We start from the raw sequence: 25,655 nt of genomic DNA, 5'->3' as shown, positions 1-25,655 counted from the left end.
CCTCTCCGGCCGGGTGATCCCCGCCGGAACCCGCTTCGCCCGCGCCGCCCGGGAACATCCCCGGCCGGCGCGGGCGGAGCAGCCTTCCGCATCCTCGACCGCACTGCAGACGGAGTCAGCCAGCGATGTCCGAGATCACCACGATCCGCCCCCACAACCCCGCGTCCGCCTTCGACATCCCGCGCCCGCCGGGCCTCACCTGGTACGTCCAGTCCCAGCAGCCGGTGGGCTACGAGGTGTCCCTCACCCGCGGCCTGCTCAACCCCGTGAACCCCGTGCTCGCCCGCGCCGTGGGCGCCGACGGCCGCATCGGGGTACGGGCCCTGATCGTCGTCGACCAGGCCGTGGAGGAGCTGTACGGCCCCGGCCTGCACAGCTACTTCGACGCCTGGAAGGTCGACGCGGTCTGGAAGGTCATGCCCGGCGACGAGGAGACGAAGAACCTCGAACAGGTCGTCGAGGTGACCCGTGCCATGACCGAGATGGGCATCCTGCGCCGGACCGAGCGGGTCGTCGTGGTCGGCGGCGGTGTGCTGATGGACGTCGTCGGCATGGCCGCGAGCCTCTACCGCCGGGGTGCGCCCTACGTGCGCGTCCCCACCACGCTCGTCGGCCAGGTGGACGCCGGTGTCGGGGTGAAGACCGGTGTCAACCACGGCACCCACAAGAACCGCCTGGGCACCTACTTCGCCCCCGAGTCCACTTTGATCGACCCGGAGTTCCTGCGGACCGTCGACGACCGGCACATCGCCAACGGCCTCGCCGAGATCATCAAGATGGCCCTCATCAAGGACGCGGCGCTCTTCCGCATCCTGGAGGAGAACGTCGAGCTGATCACCAGCCAGACGCTCGCGGACTGCGGTTCCGCCGCGGGCGAGATCGTCTCCCGGGCCATCGCGGGCATGCTCGACGAGCTGGAGCCCAACCTCTGGGAGGGCGTGCTCGAACGCTCCGTCGACTACGGGCACACCTTCAGCCCCTCGCTGGAGCTGCTCGCCGATCCCCCGCTGCTGCACGGCGAGGCCGTCGCCGTCGACATGGCCGTCTGCCTCGCGCTCGCCGTCGGGCGCGGTCACCTCGCCGAGGCCGAGGCCCACCGGGCGCTGAACCTGATAGCCGGCTGCGGGCTGCCGCTGACCCACCCGGTGTTCACGCCCCGGCTCCTGGAGGTCGGCCTGGCCGACGCCGTGAAGCACCGCGACGGTCAGCAGCGCCTCCCGCTGACCGACGGCATCGGCTCCTGCGTCTTCGTCAACGACGTCACCCCGTCCGAGCTGGCCCGTGCCCTCGCGTTCGTACAGGCCCACGCGGACGGCCCGGCCCGATGACCTCGCCCGTCACCCTGACCGTCGTCGACGTGGGCGGCACGCACGTGCGCAGCGCGTCCTGGTCGCCCTCCGAAGGGCTCGGCGACACGCTGGTCCAGCCGTCGCCGAGCCGGCTCCGCAATCCGGGCACCGCCGTGGCGGAGCTCAAGGAACGGCTCATCAGCACGTTGTGCGACGTGGTGCCGCGCTCGCCCGGCGCCGTCGCCGGGATCTCCTTCGGCGCGGCGCTCGACCACCGCACGGGCACCGTCTACGGTTCCGCGCCGCTCTTCGGCGACGACACCACTCCGCTGGACCTGCGGGGCGCCCTGCGCGCCCGGCGCCCCGACGTGCGCTGGCACGTCGTCAACGACGTCACGGCGGCCCTGCTGCACTTCGCGGCGGCGCCGCACCGGAGCACGTACCGCAAGGTCCTGCTGATGACCATCAGCTCCGGCATCGCCTGCCGGACGGTGGACCTGCGGACCGGCGCCATCGCCACCGACGGCAGCGGCCTCCAGGGCGAGGTCGGCCACCTTCCCGCCACGGCACGGCTGGCGGGCGCCCCGGTGGAGCTGAGGTGTGACTGCGGGCGCCCGGGGCACGTCTCCTCGTACGCGTCGGGCCCCGGTCTGCGGCGGATGGCCGACGTCCTGATGCGCCGGGTGCCCGAACGCTGGGAGCCGTCCCGGCTCGGCGCGGAGATGGCCGCGGGCGGGTCCTTCGAGTCCGCGCTGGCCACCGCCCTCGACGCGGCGGACCCGCTGGCGCGCGAGCTGCTCGACGCGTCCACCGAACCCGTCGCCGACCTGCTGCGCACCGCGCTCTGTCTCGACCCCGAACTGGACGAACTGACCCTCAGCGGGGGCGTGGCGACCGGGCTCGGCGACCACTACCGGACCTCGGTCCTCGGCCACCTCCGGCGCCAGGGGCTGTACCTGACCGGAGAGCTCGCCCCGGCCTGGCTCCCCGACCGCATCACCGTCTGCGCCCCCGGCGAGGCCAACGGCCTCATCGGCGCGGGCATCGCGGCCCTGGGCCTGCCCACCGCCGGCGCCGCCCCCGGGGGGACGCCTGCCCCGGCCGGTCCCGCCGGGTCCGGCGGGTCCGGCGGGACCCATCCCGCACTCGTGCGCGAGGGGGACGCCGTCCACGTGCGCCGGCGGCCCACCCCGCTCCCCGGTCCCGGCGAGATCGTCGTCGCGCCCGAGGTGGCGGGGGTCTGCGGGACCGATCTGCAGATCCTGCGCGGTCTGCGGGACGACGGCGCACCGGTGCTCGGCCACGAGGGCGTGGCCCGGATCGTCGCGGTGGGGCCGGGCGTGGACGACCCCCGGCTGACCCCCGGTGCCCTCGTCGTCGTCAACCCCACGCATCCCACCGACCCGTCGTTCCTGCTCGGGCACAACGTGGACGGCATGCTCCAGGCCCGGATGCTCGTCCCGGCGAGCGCGGTGCGCGGCGGCCTCGTCGTCGCTCTGGACGCCGTCCCGCCGGGGGCCCTGCCCGCGCTCGTCGAGCCGCTGGCGGTCGTGCGGTACGCCTCGCTCGCCCTGGGCCCGCACGTCCCCGACACCCTGCTCGTCGTCGGGGACGGCACGGTCGGCCACCTGGCCGTCCGGACGGCCCGACGCTGGCTCGGCGACACCGTGCGCACCGTCCACGTGCACCACACCGGTGAGGGCCTGGAGTGGAGCCGGCAGGCACCGTACGGGGCGGACCACCGGGTGGGCCGGGCGGGGCTGGAGACGGGGGAGCTCGACGACGTGCTCCGCCGCCGCAGGGTCGCGGTGCTGATCGCCACGCCCGCCCCCGCGACGCTTCCGAGCCTCGAACTCGCCCTGCGCGCCACGGAAGGCTCCGAGGTCGCCGTCGATCTGGTGGGCGGCCTGCGCCGGCCCGCGCACAGCGACCGGTTCCCCGGTGTCGACCTGTCCGAGGTGCGTGCCGCCAACTGCGGGGGTATGCCGGTCCCGCCCGTCGTCGCCCGGCTGACCGCGTCCGACGGCCGGCCGGTCACCGTCCTCGGCCACCGGGGCGTGGCCAACGAGCACCTGGAGTACGCGGCGGCCGAGCTCTGCCACGACCCCGAGCGCTACGCCGACCTCGTGACCCACGAGATGGACTTCGCCGGGGCGGCGCGGACGCTGACCGCTCTCGCCCGCGGCGAAACCCGTGTCGTCGACGGGCGCCGCCTGGTGAAGCTCGCCGTACGGACGGCGGGGACATGAGCCGGCCGGTGCTGACGGGTGTCGTGGACTGGCGGCTGCCGGTGCGCGGCGTGGAGGCGGTGGACCTGGCGTTCCGCCACCGCGTCGACGGAATCCAGTTCGACCTGGGCGGGCCCGGACGCGGCCCCCGGCTGGACGCGCCGGGGCGCCTCGCCCGGGTGCGTACCGCCGCGCGGTCCGCGGGCGTGGTCCCGCTCGGGGTCACCGCCAACCTCCTCAACGACATCGGGGTCACCGCCGCGCCGGGGACCCTGGAGGCGGCGCGGGTGCGGACCGTGCTGGCCCGGCTCGTCGACGCGGGAGGGGAGCTCGGCGCCCCGCTGGTCTTCGTGCCCAGTTTCCGGCGCAGCGCCATCCGCGACGAGGCGGATCTGCTGCGTACCGCCGAAGTACTGGGCCCGGCGGCCGAACGCGCGCGGGCGGCGGGTCTGCTCCTGGCCAGCGAGAACGTCCTGCCCGCGCACCTGGCGCTCCGGCTGGCCGACGCGGTCGGCCAGGAGGGGTTCCGGCTGCTGCTGGACACGTACAACCCGGTCGCCGAGGGGCTCGACGTCCCGGAGCTGGTGGCGAGGACCGCGCCCCTGCTCGACGGCCGGATCCATCTCAAGGACGGCCTCGCCGGCAGCACCACCGCCACCCCGCTCCTCGGCGACGGCGACGGGAACCTCGTCGCGACGGTGGACGCGGTGGCCCGCCACCTGCCCCGGGTGACCGCGCTCGTGCTGGAGAACGACCACCGCGACGGGGACTCCGCCCGGCTCCGCGCGGACCTCGACCGGGCCCGGGCGTTCGCCCTCGGGCTGGACCGACAACGAATGGAGGCGGCGCCGCCGTGCCCGTCGTACTGACTGCCCAGACTCTCCTCTTCGACATGGACGGCACCCTCGTCGACTCCACCGCGGCCGTGGCCCGCACCTGGGGCCGGTTCGCCGCGCGGCACGGGCTCGACGCCGCCGAGGTCCTGGCCTCCGCGCACGGACAGCGCACGGCGGAGACCGTGGCCGCCCACGCGCCCGCCGGCACCGACGTGGCGGCCGAGACGGCCTGGCTGGTCGCGCAGGACGTCGCGGACACCGACGGCACCGTCGCCGTACCGGGCGCCGCCGCGTTCCTCGCCTCACTGCCCGCCGACCGCTGGGCCCTCGTCACCTCCGCCGGCCGGGACCTGGCCGTGCGGCGCATGGCCGCGGCGGGGCTTCCCCTGCCCGGCGTGCTCGTCAGCGCCGACGACGTCGCGGCGGGCAAGCCGTCCCCGGAGGGCTTCCTGAAGGCGGCGGCCCTGCTCGGCGCCGACCCGGCGTCCGCCGTGGTGTTCGAGGACGCCGAACTCGGTCTGCTCGCCGCCCGCGCGGCGGGCTGCTACCCGGTGGTCGTCGGCGACCACGACGGCCCCGCCGCCCAGGGCCGCCCCCGCATAGCCGACTTCACCGCCGTCAGCTGCGCCTCTTCTGCGGCGGACGGCCTGCGCCTGGTGCTCCCCGAGCCCGTCGCCACCCGCACGCCCGTCCTCCCCGTCTGACATCCCTCATCGAATGGAGTGCCCCGACATGCCGATCGACCAGGCAACAACCGTCCACGGCCACGTCGCCCCAGGCTTCGAGCGGGTCCGCGAGGAGTTCGCCCGCAACTTCGCCGAGCGCGACGAGCAGGGCGCCGCCGTGGCCGTCACCCTCGACGGCGAACTCGTCGTCGACCTCTGGGGCGGCCCGGCCGACCCCGTCCGGGGTGTCCCGTGGCACGGCGACACCCGTCAGCTGATCTTCTCCGGCAGCAAGGGAATCCTCGCCACGGCCCTGCTGGTGCTCGTCGACCGCGGCCGGATCGACCTGGACACGCCGGTCGCCCACTACTGGCCGGAGTTCGCGGCCAAGGGCAAGGAGCGGGTGACGCTGCGCGAGGTGGTGACCTTCACCGCCCGGATGCCGGCCGTCGCCGCTCCGCTCTCCCAGGGCGACCTGGGCGACCCGGAGCTGATGGCCAAGCTCCTCGCCGACCAGGAGCAGGACCTCGACCCGCGCGCCGAGGGCATCCTGTACGGGCCGTACGCGACCGGCTGGATCGTCGCCGAGGTCGTCCGGCGCGTCGACGGCAGGACCCTCGACCGGTTCTTCGCCGAGGAGATAGCGGATCCGCTGGGCCTCGGCATCTCCTTCGGGATAGCCCCCGAGCTGGAGCACCTGGTCGCCCGTACCGAGTACGGAGTCGGCTTCCGCGACCAGTTCACCGGCTACTTCACCAGCGAGGACCCGCTCACCCAGCGGATCTGGCAGAACCCGGTGCCCTTCCCGGAGGACGAGGAGATCTGGAACCGGCCGGACCGCCGCTTCACGCTGATCCCGGCCGCCAACGCCTACGGTTCGGCCCGCGCCTTCGCCACCCTGTACGGCATCCTGGCCGCCGACGCGGCCCGCCCCGCCGACGACCGGCCGGTGCTCCTGTCCCGCCGTCTGCTCGACGAGGCGCGGGCCCCCTGGGTGAGCAAGGTGGACCAGCTCATCGACGTCCCCATGGTGTACGGCGGCGGCGGGTACCGCCTGCGGACCAACCCGCGCCCGAGCGTGGACGGCGACTCCTTCGGCCACGACGGCGCCGGCGGCTCGGCCAACCAGGCCTGGCCGCGCGCCAAGGCCGGTGTCTCGTACATCATGAACCGGCTGATCGCCCTCGGCCCCGACGACAAGCGCGCGTCCTCGATCGTCAAGGCCGTGGCCGCGTCGATGGCCGACCTCGGTCTGGGTGAACGGGCATGAGCGACGGCACCGTACGCCTGCTCACCCCGGAAGGCGTCCGGGTCGAGCACCCCGAGTACACGCTGGACGCCACCCCGGAGGAACTGCGCTCCCTGTACCGGGACATGGCGCTGGCGCGGCGGTTCGACGCCGAGGGCGTCACCCTTCAGCGACAGGGCGAACTCGGCCTGTGGCCCTCCCTGCTGGGACAGGAGGCCGCGCAGGTCGGTTCGGTACGGGCGCTGCGCGACGACGACCACGCCTTCCCCAGCTACCGGGAGCACGCCGTCGCGATGGGCCGGGGCCTGGACCCCCTCGCCCTCATGAGGCTCTTCCGCGGTGTCGACAACGGCGACTGGGACCCGCAGGAGCACCACTTCCACCTCTACACCCTCGTCATCGGCTCCCAGACCCTGCACGCCACCGGATACGCCATGGGCCTCGCGAAGAAGGGCGCGGAGTCCGCCGTCGTCGCCTACTTCGGCGACGGGGCCACCGCGCAGGGCGACGTGTCGGAGGCCTTCAACTTCGCGGCCGTGTACGGCGCTCCCGTGGTGTTCTTCTGCCAGAACAACCAGTGGGCGATCTCCGAGTCCAACGAGCGCCAGTCGCGCGTACCGCTGTACCGGCGGGCACAGGGCTTCGGCTTTCCCGGCGTACGCGTCGACGGCAACGACGTGCTCGCCACGCTGGCCGTGACCCGCCGGGCCCTGGAGCGGGCCCGCCAGGGCGAGGGTCCCACCCTGATCGAGGCGTTCACCTACCGGATGGGTGCGCACACCACCTCCGACGACCCGTCCCGCTACCGGGACGCCGCCGAGGTGGAGAGCTGGCGTGCGAAGGACCCGCTGCTGAGGCTCGAACGCCTGCTGCGGGCCGAAGGGGCGGCCGACGACGCCTTCTTCGCCGAGACGGAAGCGGCCGGCGATGTGCTCGCGACCCGGGTGCGCACGGCCGTACGGGCCCTGCCCGTACCCGGCACGGACCACCTGTTCGACCACGTCTACGCCGAATCGCACGCGCTGGTCGACGAGGAACGCGCCGCGTTCGACGTCTACCAGGCGTCCTTCGTCCAGGAGGTTTGAGATGACGACCGCACCGACCGCGGGCACCGAGCGGATGACCCTGCTGGCCGCGCTCAACGCCTCCCTGCGCACCGCCCTCGCCGAGGACCCCCGGACCCTTCTGATGGGTGAGGACATCGGCCGGCTCGGCGGAGTCTTCCGGGTCACCGACGGGCTGCAGAAGGACTTCGGCGACGAACGCGTCATGGACACGCCGCTGGCGGAGTCGGGGATCGTCGGAACGGCGATCGGGCTGGCCCTGAACGGGTTCCGGCCCGTCGTGGAGATCCAGTTCGACGGGTTCGTCTTCCCCGCGTACGACCAGATCGTCACGCAGCTGGCCAAGATGCACGCCCGCTCCCGTGGCCGGGTCCGGCTGCCCGTCGTCATCCGCATCCCGTACGGCGGGGCGATCGGCGCCGTGGAGCATCACTCGGAGTCGCCCGAGACGCTGTTCGCGCACGTCGCCGGGTTGCGGGTGATGTCCCCGTCGAACCCTTCGGACGCCTACTGGATGCTCCAGGAGGCCGTACGCAGTGACGACCCGGTGATCTTCCTCGAACCCAAGCGCCGGTACTACGACACCGGCGAGGTCGACGTCGCCGCCCGGCCGCACCCGCAGGGCGCCCGGGTGGTGCGGGCGGGCAGCGATCTGACGCTCGCCGCGTACGGGCCGATGGTCGCCACCTGCCTGGACGCGGCGGCTGCCGCGTCCGAGGAAGGGCACGACCTGGAGGTCGTCGACCTCCGGTCGATCTCCCCGATCGACTTCGACACCCTCGTCCGCTCGGTCGGCCGCACCGGCAGGCTGGTGATCGCGCACGAGGCACCGGTGTTCTTCGGAGCCGGGGCCGAGATCGCCGCCCGGGTGACCGAACGCTGCTTCTACCAGCTGGAGGCACCGGTGCTGCGCGTCGGCGGCTTCCACAGCCCCTATCCGCCCTCACGACTCGAAGACGCGTACCTGCCCGGTCTGGACCGGGTCCTGGACGCGGTCGACCGCGCGCTCGCGGCATGAAGGAGCTCCGATGACCACGACGGACACGACGGTGCGGCCCCACGAGTTCCGGCTGCCCGACGTCGGCGAAGGACTGAGGGACGCAGAGATCGTCCGCTGGCTCGTCGCCCCCGGCGACGAGGTGACGGACGGCCAGGTCGTCTGCGAGATAGAGACGGCCAAGGCCTTGGTCGAACTGCCGGTCCCGTTCGCCGGGCCGGTCCACGAGATCCGGTTCCCCGAGGGCACGAAGGTCGACGTGGGCGAGGTCATCCTCACGGTGGTCCCGGCCGCCTCGGAGGCCGCCCCCGGACCGGCCGCGCCTCCCGCCCGCCGGGCGGTCCTCGTCGGCTACGGCGCGGCCGAGTCCTCGACGAAGCGCCGCCCCCGGCGCCCGACCGGGCCGGTGTGCCCGCCGGCTCCCCCGGCTCCCCCGGGCGTCGCGGCTCCCCCCGTCGTCGCGGCTCCGGCCGCTCCCGCGCCGGCCGCCCCGGCCTCCCGCCAGGACGTCCCGCGCCCCCTGGCCAAGCCGCCGGTACGCAAGTTCGCCCGGGACCTGGGGGTCGACATCGGGCAGGTCAGGCCCACCGGCCCGCACGGCGACATCACCCGGGACGACGTGCGCGCGGCTGCCGCCGTCCCGGTGCCTCGGCCGGCCGAGGCGCCCCCGGCCGAGGCGCCCGAGGTCGAGGCACCCGAGGTCGAGGCGGCCACGCCGGACGAGACCCGGGTACCCGCCACCGCCGTCCGCAGGGCCACCGCGCGGGCCATGACCGCCAGCGCCTTCACCGCCCCGCACGTGACGGAGTTCGTCACCGTCGACGTCACCCGCACCATGCGACTCGTCGAACGGCTCAAGCAGGACCCGGAGTACGCCGGAGTGCGGGTGAGCCCCCTGCTGATCGCCGTACGGGCGCTGCTGTTCGCGGTGCGGCGCCACCCGTCGGTCAACGCCTCGTGGGACGAGGAGCGCCAGGAGACGGTGCTCAAGCACCGGGTCAACGTCGGCATCGCGGCGGCGACGCCGCGCGGGCTCCTCGTCCCGAACATCAAGGACGCGCAGTCGCTCACCCTCCCCGCGCTGGCGGCGGCGCTCGGCTCGCTGGTGGCCACCGCGCGCGAGGGCCGCACCACGCCCGCCGACCTGAGCGGCGGCACGCTCACCGTCACCAACATCGGGGTCTTCGGCATCGACACCGGGACCCCCATCCTCAACCCGGGCGAGGCGGCGATCCTCGCCCTCGGCACGATCGCCCCCCGCCCGTGGGTCCACCGGGGCAAGGTCGTGCCCCGCCAGGTCACCACGCTCGCGCTCTCCTTCGACCACCGGCTGGTCGACGGCGAGCTGGGCTCACGGTTCCTCGCGGACGTCGCCTCCGTGCTGCACGACCCACGGCGTCTCCTCACCCATGGATGAGGACGGGGCCACGCCGACGGCTGCCATCCGGGCGACCGGAGAACACGGGAGGGAAAGAGAGATGGAGAGTACGCGGGCCCAACAGGCGGGGACCGTACCGCTCTGGCTCGACCTGCGGGAATCGGACGAGCCCGTACGGTCCGGCCGGCTGCCGGAGCACGCGGCCGGGGCACCGGTCCACGGGGTCCTTCTGGGGCCGGCCACCACGGTGGACACCGTGCGGCGGGCCTGCGCGCTGCTCACCCCGCCGCACGACGGCGGCCGGGACGGGCACCACGGGACGGTCGTCGCCGCTCCGCCTCCGCCGGGCACCGACGGCCGCGGTCCGGCCGAGCGGGCGGCGGAGTTCGCCGCCCGGGTGGACCGGCCCCGGGTGGCCGTCGCCCTCCCCGCGACCGACCGCGGCATCGCCGACATGTCCGCCCTGCTCGACCGGGGCGTACCGGTCCAGTTGGCCACCTGCTACTCGGTCCGCAGGTGCGAACAGGCGGCAGCCGCCTACCTCGCGGCGCTGCGGCGCGCCGAGGCCCGGGGCGAGGATCTGGCGCGTCTCGCCTCCACCGTGGCGTTCGGGCTGCGCCCGCTCGACGTACGGGTCGACGCCCTCCTCGACCTGGCCGGCGGTGAGGAGGCGAAGGCGCTGCGGGGCACCGCCGCCCTGCTCACCGCCCGGCTTGCCCGGTTCGCGCTCGACCGCGTCTTCGACCCCGTCGGATCACCGGTCTGGCGGGACCTCGCGGCGGCCGGCGCGGTACCGCTGCGCCTCGTCTGGACCGATCTCGGCGACGGTGTGTCCGGCGGTGACCCGGTGACCGGATACGCGGCCGAACTCGGGGCCCCCGACGCCCCGGTCGCCGTCACCACCGCGGCACTCGGCCGCGTGGCCGGCCTGCGCCCCCGCCCGCGGAGCGCCCACCGGATCGGCGAACGGGCCGGCCATCTCGACGCGTGCCTGCGGTGGTTCGGCATATGTCCGGACGACGTGGCCCTCCGGCTGGAGGGCGAGCCCCTCTCCCCCGTACTCACCCGGACCCCGACCCCGGAAGGTGTGGCATGACGCTCCAGGACTCACCGCCCTCGCCCGGCTCCGGCGCACCGGTGGCGCGCTCGCGTCCGCCGCGCCGGCTGATGACGGCCACGGCGGTCGTCGCACTCGGCGGCCTGTTGTTCGGCTTCGACACCGGGGTGATCTCCGGCGCGCTGCTGTTCCTGAAGGAGGACTTCGCGCTCTCCTCCTTCCAGGAGGGCACCGTCATCTCGGCGCTGCTCGTCGGCGCGGCGGCCGGCGCCCTCGGCAGCGGGCGGCCCGCCGACCGGTTCGGGCGCAAGCGGGTACTGATCGCGGTGGCCCTCGTCTTCACCCTCGGCCTCGCCTGCGCGGTGGCGTCCCGCGACTTCGCGAGCCTGGTCGCCGCCCGCGTGATCCTCGGCCTCGCCGTGGGCAGCGCCTCGACCATCGTCCCGCTCTACCTCGCGGAGATCGCCCCGCCGCGGCTGCGCGGCCAGCTGGTGACGGCCAACCAGGTCCTGCTCACCGTGGGCATCCTGGTGTCCTACCTGGTCAACCTGGCGTTCTCCGGCAACGCCGACTGGCGGGCCATGTTCGCGATCGGGCTGATCCCCTCGGTGGCCATGCTGGTGGGCACGCTGTTCATCCCGGAGAGCCCGGAGTGGCTGCGCCGACGGGCGGACGAGCGGCCGGCCGCGCGGCGGGCTCCGGCGACCCGGCTCCCGCTCGCCGACCCGGCGGTTCGGCGGGCCCTCGTCATCGGTGTCACGCTCGCGGCGGTCCAGCAGTTCGGCGGCATCAACAGCATCATCTACTACGCACCGAGCATCATGGCCAGGGCCGGGCTGCCGGCCGGGAACTCCATCCAGTACTCCGTGGTCATCGGTGTGATCAACGTCGTGATGACGGTCGCGGCCATTCCGCTCATCGACCGTCTCGGCCGCCGCCCCCTGCTGCTGTTCTCGCTGGCCGGCATGGCCGCCTCGCTCGTCGTCCTGGGTGTGGCCATGGCGCTGCCGTCCGGCCCGTTGCCCCATCTGCTCGCGCTGGTCTGCATGGTCGCGTACGTCGGCAGCTTCGCGGTCGGCCTCGGGCCGGTCTTCTGGATCCTGGCCGCCGAACTCTTCCCGCCGGACGCCCGGGCCCGTGGCGGAGCGCTCTGCGCTCTGGTCAACTGGGCCGCCAACTTCGTGGTCGGCCAGCTCTTCCTGCCGGTCGCCGACGAGGTCGGCGTCTCCTGGGTGTTCTGGTTCTTCGCGGCCGTCTCCGCGGGCGCGTACTCCTTCGTGGCGGTGAAGGTGCCGGAGACGAAGAACCGTTCGCTCGCCGACATCCAGCTGGACCTGGCCGCCCGCGGCTGAAGCCCGCCACCCTGTCCGGTCTTCCCTCCCGCCCGAAACCCGTCTCCCCGCCCGGCGCCCGAGCCCGGCGGGGAGACGGGTTTAGGGCGGGAGGGGCCGGGTCCGGTTCTTCGGGCGCCCTGTCCTCGGGCGTCGGGACCCGCCCTCAGGCGTCGGGGGTCTTCCCCCGGCCGTCGGGGATCTTCTCCCGGCCGTCGGGGATCTTCGCGATGCTGTGCTCCAGCAGTTCCCAGAGCTGCTCCGCCGTCGCCCCGAGCCCGGCCGACCCGCTCCGCGCCAGGCCGCGTACGTGCACGCCGGTGCCCTCGATGAACCGGTGGACCAGGGTCTCCGCCACCTCCGGCGCCACTCCCTCCCTCAGACTGCCGGCCCGCCGGGCCCGCTTGACCAGCAGGGTCAGCGCCACCGGCCAGTCGAGCGCCGGGGACGCGGACACGGGGACGCCGGGGAGTTCGTGGCGCAGACGGGCCGCGGCGCGGGCGACCACGCTGGTCTCCACCAGCCGGGTCAGTCCGGTCACCAGGTGTCTCAGAGCGACCAGCGGCGGTTCCGGACTGGTCAGCGCCTGGCTGACGAGGAGGGCCGTGCCCGCCTGCGAGGCGGCGCAGACGGCGTCGGCCAGCGCGGCCTTGGTCCGGAAATGGAACGTCAGCGCCCCGACGGAGGCCCTCGCGGCCGAGCTGATCCGAGCCAGTGACGCCCCGTCGTAACCCGCGCGCTCGAACTCCGCGGCTGCGGACTCGATCAGCGCGCCGCGGGTGTGAGCGGCTCGTTCTTGCATGTCATCGACTCTTTCTCGCTGCTCGGTCGAGGGCGCTCCCCCCGTGCATCGTGACGGCCCGGGAGATGCGCACCCCACCCGACTCCAGGAAGTAGGAGCGAAGTCCGAGAAAAAAAGAAAACGTTCGCTATGGTTGCGATGCACGGTACGACGAAGCGGAGGAGGCAGTCTCATGACGACGGTGGGGCAGACCGCCCGGGGGCGGACGAGGGACGCGGTGTCGCTCGCGGAGTTCAGCGAAACCCTGTTCGCGCAGTTGCCGCGCACGGACCAGCTGAGGTGGGCCAGGGTCTACCTGCAGGGCCTGCTGGCGACGCCGGGACGGAAGTCGGTCCGGCGCATGGCGGAGGCGGTGACCCTGTCGCCGACCGCGTCGCAGTCGCTCCAGCAGTTCGTCAACATGAGCCCGTGGCACTGGGATGCCACCCGGCAGGAGCTCGCCCGCTGGATCGACTCCCACTTCACCGCCCAGGCGTGGACCGTGGTGCCGGCGGTACTGCCCAAGCGCGGCAACCACTCGGTCGGCGTGCACCAGCGGTTCGTGCCGGAGCTCGAACGCACCGTCAACTGCCAGCTGAGCGTGGGCATCTTCCTCTCCAACAGCTCCGACCACCTGCCGGTCGGATGGCGGCTGCACCTGCCCGAACGCTGGACCCAGGAGGAGGAGCGCCGCCGCGTACGCGTGCCGGGGTCGGTGCCCTTCCGGCCGTACTGGGCCCATGTCGTCGGACTCGTGGAGGCGTTGTCGACGCACTCCTCCATAGTTCCCGCACCGGTGGTGGCCGACGTGGGGCCGACGGCGGAGGCCCGCCGGGTCATGGAACGGCTCAACGCCGGCGGCCACGGCTTCGCGCTCGCGGTGGCCCCGGACCTCCGACTGCTGCCCGACACCTCGGCGCCACTCACCCCCTCGGCGCCGGGCGGCCCCCATGCCGGGGAGAACGCCTTCCAGCGGCTCCTGCGCAGCGGCCTGAGGCACCCGCACATCGCCACCACGGCCGGCCCCGACGGCAGCCTGCGGCGCGTCCAGGTGGCGTCGGTCCCCACCAGGACCCCGGTCCTGCGCGCGGACGGCACGCGGACCGTCGCCGACGGAAGGCTCTTCGCCGAATGGGACCCGGCACGCCGACGGCTCGGCCGGATCTGGATCACCAACCTCACCCACTACCGGATCGAGGAACTCCTGAAGCTCACCGCCCTGCTCCAGGGAGCCACCGACACGGTCACCACGCTCGGCGAGCACCACGGCATCCGCGACTTCGAGGGCCGCTCGTATCCCGGCTGGCACCGCCACATGACCCTGGTCTCCGCCGCGTACGCGTACCACCGCCTCACCGGCGCCCCCGCGGCGGCCGTCAAAGTCCGCGCGGCGGACACGGGCGGGCCCGGCCGGACCGCCCGGGGGACCGGCAGGGCGGGAAGGGCTTCCGGGCACCTCGTCGGCCTCCGGCAGCCGTGAGCCGGCTCGCCCAGCGGCAACGCGGCGCACCCGGCGCACGGCGGGTCGCCCGCGCCCCGGCGGAACCCCTCGGTGGTGCGCCCCCTCCCCGCCGGATCGGCGGAGTGAGTCGGATCACTCCGGGGCGACGGACACCTAAGCCCCCGGCGGGTCACCGCCCACCACCCCGCACAGGCTTCGGCCGCACCCCGAAACGCCGAGATCCCGCCCGGTCTTCCGACCGGACGGGATCTCGTGACGTTCACGAGAGCTACTCGCGAACTGTCGTCTGTGGACCTGTGGGGATTTGAACCCCAGACCCCCTCGATGCGAACGAGGTGCGCTACCAGACTGCGCCACAGGCCCTTGCGACGAGTGAAACTCTAGCACCCTCCAGGGGGTGCTTGGAAATCCGTTCCCCGCTGGTCAGGGGTGCCGGGGTTCCCGGACCCCCCGGCCCGGGTGTTCCCCGGGCCCAACTCCCTTGCCACGGTGGTCATTCGTTGGCGGCACGGGGTCGGTCCTCCTCGTCGTCGTACTGGTCGAAGAGAGGGGTACGGCCCCGGTCGCGGGTGCGACGGGCGTCGGGCCGGCGGTGCGGGGTCTGGTCCACGTCGGGGACGGCCGGGTCCGGCAGGGCGGGCTCGGCGGTGCTGGAGCGGGCGGCGCTCCAGGTCTCCGGGTCGTTGACCTCGACGCCGCCGGAGGCGCGCGGGGCGACCGGCGCGGTGACGTAGGTCGGCAGCGGGACGGGGACGGGCTCCCAGCTGTCGCCCTGCCCCCTGCCGCGCTCGCGCTGCTGGTCCACCCACTCCGCGTGGTCCGTCTGCTCGACGAGCGCCCGTCGGCCGGCCTCCTGCGGGGAGACGGCCGGGACGGGGGCCGGTTCGGCCGGGTGGTGCGCTTCGGGCTCCTCGTCGGGCTCGACCGCGGGCGCCGCCGGCTGCTGGTGGCGGCGCGGGCGGTTCTCGCGCAGCCGCTGCGCCGCGTCCTCGGCCCGGCGGCGGTCCATGGTGAAGGCGAACCGCCTCCGCTCCTGGGCGCGCAGGTGCACGATGTAGGCGCTGAGCATCACGGCCGGTGCGGCGGGCGCCCAGAGGAAGGCGAGGCCGCCGACCGCCGCGACGATCGCGCCCGCGGTGAAGACGAGGAAGAGGACGCTGGTGGTGCGCCTGCGCCGGGCCAGCACCTGGGAGCGCTGGGCGCGGCGGACGCGCTCGGCGTCCTCGGCGCCGCCCCGGGCACGCTGCGCGGAGGGCGCGGCGCGCTGCTCGGGGGGCCGCCCGGCGGACGGGCGTTGCGCCGCGGGACGGTTCCGGGGGTCGCTCCGCTCGTGGGCCGGGTGGGCCAGGTGCGCCGGGTGCTCCACCGCCGGGCGTCCGGACGCGCGCTCGGAGGCGTGCGCCGGATCGAGGATCCTGGCTTCGGTGTGCGCTCCGGGCGCGGCGAAGGCCCGGACGTCGACGGAGTCCATTCGGTCCGTCTCGGCGTCCGGGTCGACGACCGGTTCCGCCTCCTCGGCGCCGCGTTCCCGCAACTCCTTGGCGTAACGACGCTCCATCGCCGCCCGTCCGGACAGCAGCCGGATGGCGGTGCTGAAGCGTTCCGTCGGACGGGCTTCGTTGAGTTCGTCCTGCCTTCGGAGCCACATCGGCACCAAGTAGGCGGCCCAGGCCCCGACGATGACTGCGTAGATGAGGCCGCTGCTGCTCACGCTCACACCGTAGAGGGGTTTGCACGGCGGCATCCGCCAATTGCCACGGTGTGTCGCACGATCAGGCTGATATCGCGGGCCTTTTTTGTGATTGTTCAGACCAACGAGTGACGCCGCGGGTGCTTAATGCGACGACGAACCGTTTAATTCGAACACCCATATGATTTATGAGGGTGGTGGGTTCGTCGTCGACCGCGACCGGTGCCAGCGCCGGAGCAGGCCGTCCATGGCCTCCTCCGACGTGAGGGCGTAGATGAGGTGGTCCCGCCAGGCTCCGTCGATGTGCAGATAGCGCGGCCTCAGCCCTTCCTCGCGGAATCCGAGTTTCTCCACGACCCGGCGGCTCGGCCGGTTCTCGGGCCGAATGCAGATCTCGATGCGGTGCAGACCGACCCGGTGGAAGCAATGGTCGGCGGCGAGTGCCACGGCGGTGGGCATGACGCCCCGGCCGGCCACCTCCCGGTCGACCCAGTAACCGATGTGCGCCGAACACATCGAACCCCAGGTGATGCCCGCGACGGTCAACTGGCCGACGAGGCGGCCCTCGTACTCGATCGCGAAGGGCAGCATCCGGCCTGCTCTCGCCTCGGAGCGCAGGTGGCGGACCATCTGCCGGTAGGTGGGCCGGCGGATCACCGGACCTCCGGGGACGGGCGGCGGGACGGTGGCCTCCCAGGGGCGGAGCCAGTCCCGGTTGCGGCGGTTGACCTCGCGCCAGATGTTCTGGTCCCGCAGGCGTATCGGCCGCAGCGTCACCTCGCCGTCCTTCAGGACCACCGGCCACAGGGGCGCGTTCAGGACGGGCTCCCGGTGCCGGGGTGGTCGCCGCCGCGCAACTGGTCGACGGCGTGCACCAGGATCCGGCCGAGGACGGCGAGCCCGTCGCGCGCCCCGCCGGTCGACCCGGGCAGGTTGACGACGAGGGTGCGCCCCGCGACCCCGGCGAGCCCCCGCGAGAGGGCGGCGGTCGGGACCGCGGCGCGGTTCTCGGCGCGGATCGCCTCGGAGATGCCGGGCACCTCGTGGTCGAGCACCCGGCGGGTCATCTCCGGGGTGAGGTCGGTGGGCGAGATGCCGGTCCCCCCGGTGGTCAGGACGACGTCGTAGCCGCGGGCGATCCCGTCCCGCAGCGCCTGCTCCACCGGCTCGCCGTCCGGCACGACCCGCGGGCCGTCCGTGCTGAAGCCGAGGGCGGTGAGCCCGTCCACGAGGATCGGGCCGCCCTTGTCGGCGTAGACGCCCGCGGCGGCGCGGTTGGAGGCGGTGACGACGAGCGCGGTGTACGGGGCCGGGCGCCCCTCAGGGGCCGGGCGCCCCTCGGAGACCGGGCGCCCCTCCGGGACCGGGTACCCCTCACCGCCGGTGGCGGCGCTCACGCGTCCGCCCCGGGCCGGACCGGGCGCGCCCAGTCGCCCGACTTGCCGCCGGACTTGGTCTCGACCCGTACGTCGGTGATGACGGCGGCCTTGTCGACCGCCTTCACCATGTCGATCACCGTGAGCGCGGCGACGGAGACCGCCGTCAGCGCCTCCATCTCGACGCCGGTGCGGTCCGTGGTCTTCACCGTGGCGCTGATCTCGACGGCGTCGTCGGCGACACCGAGGTCGACCTCCACACCGGACACGGCGAGCGGGTGGCAGAGCGGGATGAGGTCGGGGGTGCGCTTGGCCCCCATGATCCCGGCGATACGGGCGGTGGCGAGGGCGTCGCCCTTGGGGACTCCCTCGCCCCGCAGCAGCTCGATCACCCGCGGCGAGACGAGGACCCGGCCGCTGGCCCGGGCGACGCGCGCCGTGACGTCCTTCGCCGACACGTCGACCATGCGGGCGGCGCCCGCCTCGTCGATGTGCGTCAGCCTGTTCTGCGTACTCAACTCACTCCGCCTAGCGGTAGGGCGCCGGTCGCCCGCGCGGTCCGCACCAGGGTGCGGGCCGGGGGCCCGGGGTACGTCCCCCGGTGAGGCAGCGGCAGACACCGTACCGCCACCGTGCGCGTCTCAGCGGAGCAGGACCACTTCGGTCTCCGTGCCGGGCTCCATGGAGGTGACGTCCTCGGGGACCACGATCAGCGCGTCGGCCCGCGCCAGGGCGGCGATCAGGTGCGAGCCGGAGCCGCCCACCGGGACGACGGTGCCCGACACCTCGTCGTAGGTGCCGCGCAGGAACTGGCGTTTGCCCGCCGGGGAGGTCAGTGCCTCGGTGGTGGTGAGGGCGGCGCGGACGGTGGGCCGGTGCACCTCGTCGACGCCCATCAGCGCGCGGATCGCCGGGCGGACGAAGAGTTCGAAGGAGACGTACGCGGAGACCGGGTTGCCCGGGAGGGCCAGCAGCGGGGTGTGCTCGGGGCCGATGGAACCGAAGCCCTGGGGTTTGCCGGGCTGCATGGCGAGGGTGCGGAAGTCGATGCCGCCGCCGGGTTCGTCCTCGTCGCCGACCGAGGAGAGCGCCTCCTTGACGACGTCGTACGCGCCGACGCTGACACCTCCCGTGGTGACCACCAGGTCGGCCCGGATGAGCTGGTCCTCGATCGTGGCGCGGAGGGTCTCGGCGTCGTCGGTGACCGCGCCGACGCGGTAGGAGAGGGCACCCGCGTCGCGGGCGGCGGCGGTGAGCGCGAAGCTGTTGGAGTCGTAGATCTGCCCGCCGGTCAGCTCCTCGCCGGGCTGGACGAGTTCGCTGCCGGTGGAGACGACGACCACGCGGGGGCGCGGGCGGACCTTGACGGTGGCGCGGCCGATCGCGGCGAGCAGACCGATCTGCGGCGGGCCGAGGACCGATCCGGCCGCGAGGGCCAGGTCGCCGGGCTTCACGTCGCTGCCCGCGGCCCGGACGTGGGCACGGGCCGCCGGGGCTCGGTAGATCCTGACCTCGCCGCTCGCGCCCTCCGGGGCGTCCCGGTGGGCGCGCATGGTGGCGGCGGGGCCCTCGCCCGTACCGCCGTCCGTCCACTCGACGGGGACGACGGCCTCCGCGCCCTCGGGCAGCGGGGCGCCGGTCATGATGCGGGCGGCCTGGCCGGGGCCGACCTTGCCGCCGTCGGGGAGTCCGTCGCTGCCCGCGGCGACGTCGCCGACGACGGTGAGCACCGAGGGGAACTCCTCGCTCGCCCCGGTGACGTCGGCGACCCGGACCGCGTAGCCGTCCATGGAGCTGTTGTCGAAGGGAGGCAGCGCGATCCCCACCACGACGTCCTCGACCAGGACGCACCCCTGGGCGTCGGGCAGTTGCAGCTCGATGGGTTCGAGGGGCTTCACCGCGTCCAGGATGTCGGCGAGGTGTTCGTCGACCGACCAGATCTCGCTGCTCAAGGTGCTACATCTCCTCGGTGACGTAACGGCGGAGCCAGGTGCGGAAGTCCGGGCCCAGGTCCTCGCGTTCGCAGGCGAGGCGGACGATGGCCCGGAGGTAGTCGCCCCGGTCACCGGTGTCGTAGCGGCGGCCCTTGAAGACGACGCCGTGCACGGGGCCGCCGATCTTCTCGTCGGCGGCGAGCAGTTGGAGGGCGTCGGTGAGCTGGATCTCGCCGCCCCGGCCGGGCTCGGTCCGGCGCAGTATGGCGAAGACGGCGGGGTCGAGGACGTACCGGCCGATGACGGCGAGGTTGCTGGGGGCGTCGGCCGGTTCGGGCTTCTCCACCAGCCCGGTGACGCGGACGACGCCGTCCTCGGCGGTGTCCTCCACCGCGGCGCAGCCGTAGAGGTGGATCTGCGACCGGTCGACCTCCATCAGCGCGATGACGCTGCCGCCCTCGCGCTCCTGGACCTCCACCATCCGCGAGAGCAGCGCGTCGCGCGGGTCGATCAGGTCGTCGCCGAGGAGGACCGCGAAGGGCTGGTCGCCGACGTGCGGGGCGGCGCAGAGCACGGCGTGGCCGAGGCCGCGGGGGTCGCCCTGCCGCACGTAGTGCATGGTGGCGAGGTCGCTGGACTCCTGTACCTTCTGGAGGCGTTCGGCGTCGCCCTTGCGGGTGAGCGCGGATTCCAGCTCGTAGTTCCGGTCGAAGTGGTCCTCCAGCGGGCGCTTGTTGCGCCCGGTGATCATCAGGACGTCGGAGAGGCCCGCCGCGACGGCCTCTTCGACGACGTACTGGATGGCCGGCTTGTCGACGACGGGCAGCATCTCCTTGGGAGTGGCCTTCGTAGCCGGCAGGAAGCGGGTGCCGAGACCTGCGGCCGGAATGACGGCCTTGCTGATCCTGGGCGTCGACTCAGTCATGCGCAGAACCATAACGGCTGCACATGGACGACTGATGATCCACTGCTTAACTTTGTACGCATATGCGCCCGTATGAGAAGAGTGTGAGCTTCCTGTGACCCACGAGCCGGCCGGCGGCATGAGCGAAACCCCTGCTGACCAGCCGTCCGACGCCCCGAGCGGCCCCCCGGCCGGTGCCGCGTCGCGCAAGGCGTCCCTGCGGCGCGAACTCCTCGCCGCGCGCGCCGCGCTGACGCCCCGGGAGCTCGCGGACTCCGCCGCCGCGCTGGCGCGTACCGCGCTCACCCTGCCCGAGCTCTCCGGCGCCCGGACCGTCGCCGCCTACGTGTCGGTGGGGCGCGAACCGGGCACCCGCGCGCTGCTCGACGCCCTGCGCGCCCGGGGTGTCCGGGTCCTGCTGCCGGTGCTGCTGCCCGACGACGACCTGGACTGGGCGGTGTACGAAGGCCCGGACCTCCTGCTCGGGGCGGGGCGCGGGCTGCTCGAACCCGGCGGGCCCCGCCTCGGCGCCGCCGCCGTCCTCGACGCCGACGCGGTGCTGCTGCCCGGCCTCGCGGCCGACGACCGCGGCATGCGGCTCGGCCGGGGCGGCGGGAGTTACGACCGGGTGCTGGCCCGGCTCACCGCGGCGCGGGCGCACCCGGCGCTCGTGGTGCTGCTCTATGGACACGAGGTGGTCGCGCGGATCCCTTCGGAACCGCACGACCACCCCGTGGACGCCGTCGTCACTCCGGCCGGAACGCACCGCTTCGGCCGCTGAGCGGACCGGGCGGTGTCCGGCCCCCGGTCAGCCGGTGGCCGCCGGCTCGAGCGTCAGCGTGTCGACCGTGGACGCGTCGACCGCGTCGGCGCCGAAGGACCAGTCGAGCAGTTCGCCGTCGACCCACTTGTCCGTCTGGTCGGTGTAGTGCGCGCTGAACGCGTGCCCCGAGGCGCCGGTGAGGTTGATCCAGCGGGACTTGTCCCAGTCGCCGACGTTCACCACCATCCGCATCGACGGCACCCAGATGACGTCGTATCCGCCGGCCGCGTTCCAGCCGGTGGCGTCGACCGCCGCCTCGCCGCCGCCGAGGTTCCACGGACCGCGGTTCAGCGCCCGCTGGAGCAGGCCCGGGCCCGAGGTGCCGAGGGTCTGGTTCTTCAGCGTCAGCTGGTGCAGCCGGCCCCAGCTCCAGGTGGAGATGTCCTTGCCGAGCTTGGCGGTCAGCTCCCAGCGGGCGTCGTCCATGGCGCGGGCGAAGAGCTGGTCGCGGTTGTCGATGGCCTTCTCGCGGCCCTGGGCGGGCACCTTCCACCAGGCGTTGTCCTCGTCGTCGAGGATCTTCTCGACGACCTCGTTCCAGCGGTCGCCGCCGTCCGGCTGCGCCGAGTCGGCGTCGCGCTGGCCGCATTCGCGGACGAGCTTGTTCTGCTCGTCGACGGGTGCGTTGGAGTCGGCGTGGGTGACGTTGATGCAGTCGCCCTCGACCCGCAGCTCCTTCGGCAGCTTGTTGCCGAAGGCCAGCATCAGGATGTTGCGCCAGACGCCGTTGAAGTACGCGGCGGCGGCCGAGTCGGAGTCCTGGGTGTAGTCCCAGCCCTCCAGCAGCTTCTGCGCCTCGCGGACGTCCTTGTCGGCGATGTTGATGCTCAGCAGCTTGGGCACCAGCAGCGCGGCGATCTCGCTGGTGTTGTCCATCTGCATCTTCTGCATGTCCTCGGTCGAGATCTTCTCGCCGCCCTTGATCTTCGACGCGATGAGGTCGTTGATCCGCTGGCTGCGGGTGCCGTAGCCCCAGTCCTTGGTCAGCAGCTCGGGGTACTTCTCGTCGACGACCGCCTGGTTCGCGGTGACGATGTAGCCGCGCTCCGGGTTGTACTCGTACGGCAGCTCGCTGAAGGGGATCGGGTCCTTCTCCCAGCCGTACTCCGAGGACCAGCCGGGGCTCGGCAGGGTGCCGTCGCCGGACTTGCGGACCGGGATCCAGCCGGGGGCCTGGTAGCCGATGTTGCCCTTGGTGTCCGCGTAGACGAGGTTCTGCGAGGGCACCTCGAAGTGCGCGGCGGCGTCGCGGAAGGACGCGAAGTCGTCGGCGCGGTCGAGCTCGAACACGGCGTCCATGGAGTGGCCGGGCTGGAGCGCGGTCCACTTCAGCGAGACGGCGTAGCCGGAGGCGCGGTCGGGTGCGGCGCCCGCGACCGGGGCCTTCTGACCGACCTTCTCCAGCTCGCCGCTGCGGTCGGAGACGAGCGGGCCGTTGTTGGTCTCGCGGACGGTGATCTTCCGGCTCTTCCCGCCGGCGACCTTGATGGTCTCCTCCCGCGTGGTGAAGGGGACCGTCTTGCCGTCGTAGAGGTAGCCGTCGGCGGAGACCTTCTCCAGGAAGAGGTCGGTCACGTCGGCGCCGAGGTTGGTGAGCCCCCAGGCGATGTCCTGGTTGTGGCCGATGATCACACCGGGCATGCCGGAGAAAGTGTACCCGGCGGTGTCGTACTGGCACTTCGCCGAGACCGTGCGGCAGTGCAGCCCCATCTGGTACCAGAGCGAGGGCAGCATCGGCGCCAGGTGCGGGTCGTTCGCCAGCAGCGGCTTGCCGGTGGTGGTGTGCGCGCCGGAGACGACCCAGGAGTTCGAGCCGATGCCGTTGCCGTTCGGGCCGAGCAGCGCCGGGATCTCGTCCAGCGTGTCGGAGAGCGCGCCGAGCTGGGTGTCGAGCCCCTCGGTGGCACCGGCGACGGTGTCCCCGTCGACGGTGGTGTCGCTCGCCTCGGCGTCCGGGTCGAACTCTCCGGTGACGGAGGAGACCGCGCCCTCGCCGACGATCGTCTCGTGCTTGTCGTACGGGTACTCCGGGTACAGGTCCGCGATCTGCTTCGCCGAGAGCCTGCTGGTCATCAGCGAGCGGTCGATCTCGTCCTGCATGTTGCCGCGCAGGTCCCAGGCCATCGCCTTCAGCCACGCGACCGAGTCGACCGGGGTCCACTTGGTCGGCTTGTAGTCGTTGGTCAGGTTGAGCGCCGCGTACTCGACGGAGATGTCCTTGCCGTCCTTGCCCTTCAGATAGGCGTTGACGCCGTCCGCGTAGGCCTGGAGGTTCTTCTTGGTGTCGGCGCTGAGGACCGTGTCGTACTCCTCCTGCGCGACCTTGCGCCAGCCGAGCGTGCGGAGGAAGGAGTCGGTCTCGACCTGGCTGGAGCCGAACATCTCGGAGAGCCGTCCGGCCGTCATGTGACGGCGGACGTCCATCTCGTAGAAGCGGTCCTGTGCCTGGACGTAGCCCTGGGCGCGGAAGAGGTCGGCGTCGGTGTCGGCGTAGACCTGGGGGATGCCGTAGTCGTCGCGTTTGACCTCGACGTCTCCGGTCAGGCCCGGGAGCGGGATCGATCCGGTGGTCTGCGGGTACGAGGCCCGGACCGTGGCGACGGACCAGTACGCGCCGTACCCGACACCCGCGACCAGCGCCAGGACCAGGACGATCACGATTCTGCGGGCGCGTCGCCCCTTCTTCCTGCCGGTTTTCTTCGCAGCGGAAGGACCGGCAGAGACGGTTGTGTTGGCGGGCATCGCTGTCCTTCGAGGGGCAGGGTGGTCCTGGGAGTGCAAGGGCAACCATAGGCGCAGCGCCGATCCGACTCGGACGCGGTGGGGGGCTGCGGGCATCCGCACACAGGTCGTACACATACTCGAAGGCGTCAAGAAAGCGTTAAAGATTAGGTAAGGTAACGAAGTACCTGGTCGCCGGGAACCTGCCCGGCGGTCCTGCGCGGGGAAGGAAACGAGCCCTGACTGTCCACACGCTCAACGAACTCCTGCTGGTCTCGTCGCTCGTCCTGCTCGTCGCGGTGGCGGCGGTACGGATCTCCTCGCGCAGCGGGCTTCCCAGCCTGCTCCTGTACCTCGGCATCGGCATCGCGCTGGGACAGGACGGCATCTTCGACGTCCAGTTCGACAACGCGGAACTCACCCAGGTGATCGGCTACGCCGCCCTGGTCGTGATCCTCGCCGAGGGCGGACTGGGCACGAAGTGGAAAGAGGTCAGGCCGGCGCTTCCGGCCGCGGCCGTGCTCTCGACCGTGGGCGTGGGCATCAGCGTGGGCGTCACGGCGGCGGGAGCGCACTACCTCGTCGGGCTGGAGTGGAAGCAGGCGCTCATCATCGGCGCGGTGGTCTCCTCCACGGACGCCGCCGCCGTCTTCTCCGTCCTCCGCAAGGTCCCGCTGCCCTCCCGGATCACCGGCGTGCTGGAGGCGGAGTCCGGCTTCAACGACGCCCCGGTGGTCATCCTCGTCCTCGCGTTCTCCACGATCGGACCGGTCGAGCACTGGTACGTCCTGGTCGGCGAGATAGCCCTCGAACTCGCCATCGGCGCGGCCATCGGCCTCGCCGCGGGCTGGCTCGGCGCCTACGCGCTGCGCCACGTCGCGCTGCCCGCCTCCGGCCTCTACCCGATCGCCGTGATGGCCATCGCGGTCACCGCGTACGCGGAGGGCGCCATCGCGCACGGCAGCGGGTTCCTCGCCGTCTACCTGGCCGCCATGGTGCTGGGCAACTCCAAGCTGCCGCACTGGCCGGCCACCCGGGGCTTCGCCGACGGGCTCGGCTGGCTCGCCCAGATCGGCATGTTCGTCCTGCTCGGCCTGCTCGTCACCCCGCACGACCTGCTCGACGACTTCTGGCCCGCGGTGGTCGTGGGCCTGGTGCTCACCGTGGTGGCCCGGCCGCTCTCGGTCTTCCTGAGCCTGGCGCCCTTCCGGCTGCCCAAGCGCGAGAAGACGCTGATGTCGTGGGCGGGGCTGCGCGGCGCCGTCCCCATCATCCTCGCCACCATCCCGATGGTGGCCGGCATCGACGGCTCCACCCGCGTCTTCAACATCGTCTTCGTGCTGGTCATCGTCTACACGCTGATCCAGGGGCCGACGCTGCCCTGGCTCGCCAAGGCGCTGAAGATCGCCGAGGACCCGTCCGAAGCCGCCGACCTGGGCATCGAGTCCGCGCCCCTGGAACGGCTGCGCGGGCATCTCCTCTCCGTCGCGATCCCGGCGAAGTCGCGGATGCACGGCGTGGAGGTGGGCGAGCTCCGCCTCCCGGCCGGATCCGCCGTCACCCTGGTGGTCCGCGACGGTACGAGCTTCGTTCCCGCCCCCGCGACCGTGCTGCGGCGCGGCGACGAGCTCCTGGTGGTCGCCACCGACCCGGTGCGCGACGCGACCGAGGCCCGGCTGCGGGCGGTCGGCGAGGGCGGCAAGCTGGCCGGCTGGCTGCACGCGGGGCAGCGCCCCGGCGGCCCGGCGGACGACGACGCGGTGGCCCGCCTCGCCCGCGCCACCCACCTGGACCGGCTCGCCCACACCATGCAGCGGCTCAGCGGCGCGACGGACGGGCCCGAACCCGCCCCGAAGGCCCGGCGCGGCAG

General features: G+C 73.2%; 21 protein-coding genes and 1 tRNA gene. 13 read left to right on the top strand and 9 right to left on the bottom strand.

All coding sequences use genetic code 11. The features are described from left to right. Window positions 1-125: 125 nt before the first annotated feature. The 10 genes from ACFWEE_RS27280 to ACFWEE_RS27235 all read left to right on the top strand — a co-directional run bounded on the left by ACFWEE_RS27280 (window position 126) and on the right by ACFWEE_RS27235 (window position 12,115). Window positions 126-1,328, top strand: coding sequence for a sedoheptulose 7-phosphate cyclase (locus ACFWEE_RS27280; RefSeq protein ID WP_386893000.1), 1,203 nt, complete (start codon window positions 126-128; stop codon window positions 1,326-1,328). Then, window positions 1,325-3,538, top strand: a complete 2,214-nt coding sequence (locus ACFWEE_RS27275) for an ROK family protein (RefSeq protein WP_386892998.1) — start codon at window positions 1,325-1,327, stop codon at window positions 3,536-3,538. Before ACFWEE_RS27280 ends, ACFWEE_RS27275 begins: the two co-directional genes overlap by 4 nt. After that, on the top strand, window positions 3,535-4,386 hold the full coding sequence (locus ACFWEE_RS27270; protein ID WP_386892996.1) for a sugar phosphate isomerase/epimerase family protein: 852 nt from the start codon (window positions 3,535-3,537) through the stop codon (window positions 4,384-4,386). Before ACFWEE_RS27275 ends, ACFWEE_RS27270 begins: the two co-directional genes overlap by 4 nt. Next, entirely contained in the window at window positions 4,371-5,057 is a 687-nt protein-coding gene (locus ACFWEE_RS27265) for an HAD-IA family hydrolase (RefSeq protein WP_386892994.1), read from the top strand. The genes ACFWEE_RS27270 and ACFWEE_RS27265 overlap by 16 nt, the downstream gene beginning before the upstream one ends. Before the next feature lie 28 nt (window positions 5,058-5,085). Beyond that, a complete protein-coding gene (locus tag ACFWEE_RS27260) occupies window positions 5,086-6,288 on the top strand; it encodes a serine hydrolase domain-containing protein (RefSeq protein ID WP_386892992.1) in 1,203 nt (400 codons plus the stop codon). Continuing rightward, a complete protein-coding gene (gene pdhA, locus ACFWEE_RS27255; protein ID WP_386892990.1) occupies window positions 6,285-7,352 on the top strand; it encodes a pyruvate dehydrogenase (acetyl-transferring) E1 component subunit alpha in 1,068 nt (355 codons plus the stop codon). The genes ACFWEE_RS27260 and pdhA overlap by 4 nt, the downstream gene beginning before the upstream one ends. Window position 7,353: 1 nt before the next feature. Further along, entirely contained in the window at window positions 7,354-8,349 is a 996-nt protein-coding gene (locus ACFWEE_RS27250) for an alpha-ketoacid dehydrogenase subunit beta (protein WP_386892988.1), read from the top strand. 10 nt (window positions 8,350-8,359) lie between these two features. Beyond that, window positions 8,360-9,745 (top strand): dihydrolipoamide acetyltransferase family protein, encoded by a 1,386-nt coding sequence (locus tag ACFWEE_RS27245; RefSeq protein ID WP_386892986.1) that lies wholly within the window; start codon window positions 8,360-8,362, stop codon window positions 9,743-9,745. 61 nt (window positions 9,746-9,806) lie between these two features. After that, window positions 9,807-10,802, top strand: a complete 996-nt coding sequence (locus tag ACFWEE_RS27240; RefSeq protein WP_386892984.1) for a transaldolase family protein — start codon at window positions 9,807-9,809, stop codon at window positions 10,800-10,802. Next, the gene (locus tag ACFWEE_RS27235; protein ID WP_386892982.1) at window positions 10,799-12,115 is read left to right on the top strand and encodes an MFS transporter; all 1,317 of its coding nucleotides are present in this window, start codon (window positions 10,799-10,801) and stop codon (window positions 12,113-12,115) included. The genes ACFWEE_RS27240 and ACFWEE_RS27235 overlap by 4 nt, the downstream gene beginning before the upstream one ends. A gap of 145 nt (window positions 12,116-12,260) precedes the next feature. Here the strand turns inward: ACFWEE_RS27235 and ACFWEE_RS27230 are convergent, their stop codons facing one another. Continuing rightward, complete coding sequence (locus tag ACFWEE_RS27230; protein WP_386892980.1) at window positions 12,261-12,896, bottom strand: TetR family transcriptional regulator; 636 nt, start codon at window positions 12,894-12,896, stop codon at window positions 12,261-12,263. Window positions 12,897-13,068: 172 nt separating this feature from the next. On the opposite strand from ACFWEE_RS27230, the gene ACFWEE_RS27225 reads away from it, so the two are divergent. Beyond that, the gene (locus tag ACFWEE_RS27225; RefSeq protein WP_386892979.1) at window positions 13,069-14,355 is read left to right on the top strand and encodes an IS701 family transposase; all 1,287 of its coding nucleotides are present in this window, start codon (window positions 13,069-13,071) and stop codon (window positions 14,353-14,355) included. 271 nt (window positions 14,356-14,626) lie between these two features. Here the strand turns inward: ACFWEE_RS27225 and ACFWEE_RS27220 are convergent. From ACFWEE_RS27220 to galU, 7 genes are all read right to left on the bottom strand, one after another. Continuing rightward, window positions 14,627-14,700, bottom strand: a tRNA-Ala gene (locus ACFWEE_RS27220). 130 nt (window positions 14,701-14,830) lie between these two features. Beyond that, the gene (gene glpR, locus ACFWEE_RS27215) at window positions 14,831-16,081 is read right to left on the bottom strand and encodes a gephyrin-like molybdotransferase receptor GlpR (RefSeq protein WP_386892977.1); all 1,251 of its coding nucleotides are present in this window, start codon (window positions 16,079-16,081) and stop codon (window positions 14,831-14,833) included. Window positions 16,082-16,213: 132 nt separating this feature from the next. Continuing rightward, the gene (locus ACFWEE_RS27210) at window positions 16,214-16,825 is read right to left on the bottom strand and encodes a GNAT family N-acetyltransferase (protein WP_386892975.1); all 612 of its coding nucleotides are present in this window, start codon (window positions 16,823-16,825) and stop codon (window positions 16,214-16,216) included. 17 nt (window positions 16,826-16,842) lie between these two features. Further along, window positions 16,843-17,424: a molybdenum cofactor biosynthesis protein B gene (locus ACFWEE_RS27205; protein WP_386892974.1), complete on the bottom strand. Its 582-nt coding sequence runs from the start codon at window positions 17,422-17,424 to the stop codon at window positions 16,843-16,845. Beyond that, complete coding sequence (moaC, locus tag ACFWEE_RS27200) at window positions 17,421-17,921, bottom strand: cyclic pyranopterin monophosphate synthase MoaC (RefSeq protein ID WP_386892972.1); 501 nt, start codon at window positions 17,919-17,921, stop codon at window positions 17,421-17,423. The genes ACFWEE_RS27205 and moaC overlap by 4 nt, the downstream gene beginning before the upstream one ends. A gap of 123 nt (window positions 17,922-18,044) precedes the next feature. After that, window positions 18,045-19,355, bottom strand: coding sequence for a gephyrin-like molybdotransferase Glp (gene glp / locus ACFWEE_RS27195; RefSeq protein ID WP_386892970.1), 1,311 nt, complete (start codon window positions 19,353-19,355; stop codon window positions 18,045-18,047). 4 nt (window positions 19,356-19,359) lie between these two features. Then, on the bottom strand, window positions 19,360-20,262 hold the full coding sequence (gene galU, locus ACFWEE_RS27190; protein ID WP_386892968.1) for a UTP--glucose-1-phosphate uridylyltransferase GalU: 903 nt from the start codon (window positions 20,260-20,262) through the stop codon (window positions 19,360-19,362). A gap of 118 nt (window positions 20,263-20,380) precedes the next feature. On the opposite strand from galU, the gene ACFWEE_RS27185 reads away from it, so the two are divergent. Next, complete coding sequence (locus ACFWEE_RS27185; protein WP_386892967.1) at window positions 20,381-21,022, top strand: 5-formyltetrahydrofolate cyclo-ligase; 642 nt, start codon at window positions 20,381-20,383, stop codon at window positions 21,020-21,022. Window positions 21,023-21,049: 27 nt separating this feature from the next. Here the strand turns inward: ACFWEE_RS27185 and ACFWEE_RS27180 are convergent, their stop codons facing one another. Further along, the gene (locus ACFWEE_RS27180; RefSeq protein ID WP_386892965.1) at window positions 21,050-23,806 is read right to left on the bottom strand and encodes a penicillin acylase family protein; all 2,757 of its coding nucleotides are present in this window, start codon (window positions 23,804-23,806) and stop codon (window positions 21,050-21,052) included. Window positions 23,807-24,084: 278 nt separating this feature from the next. Between ACFWEE_RS27180 and ACFWEE_RS27175 the strand changes: the two genes are divergently transcribed. Next, the coding region (locus tag ACFWEE_RS27175; RefSeq protein WP_386892963.1) for a potassium/proton antiporter at window positions 24,085-25,655 on the top strand (1,571 nt) is incomplete at its 3' end.

Origin of the sequence: Streptomyces sp. NPDC060184, from assembly GCF_042728795.1 — a bacterium.
GTDB lineage: Bacteria > Actinomycetota > Actinomycetes > Streptomycetales > Streptomycetaceae > Streptomyces.
Note: the sequence above shows the minus strand (reverse complement) of the source record. Positions and strands in the feature narration are given on the sequence as shown.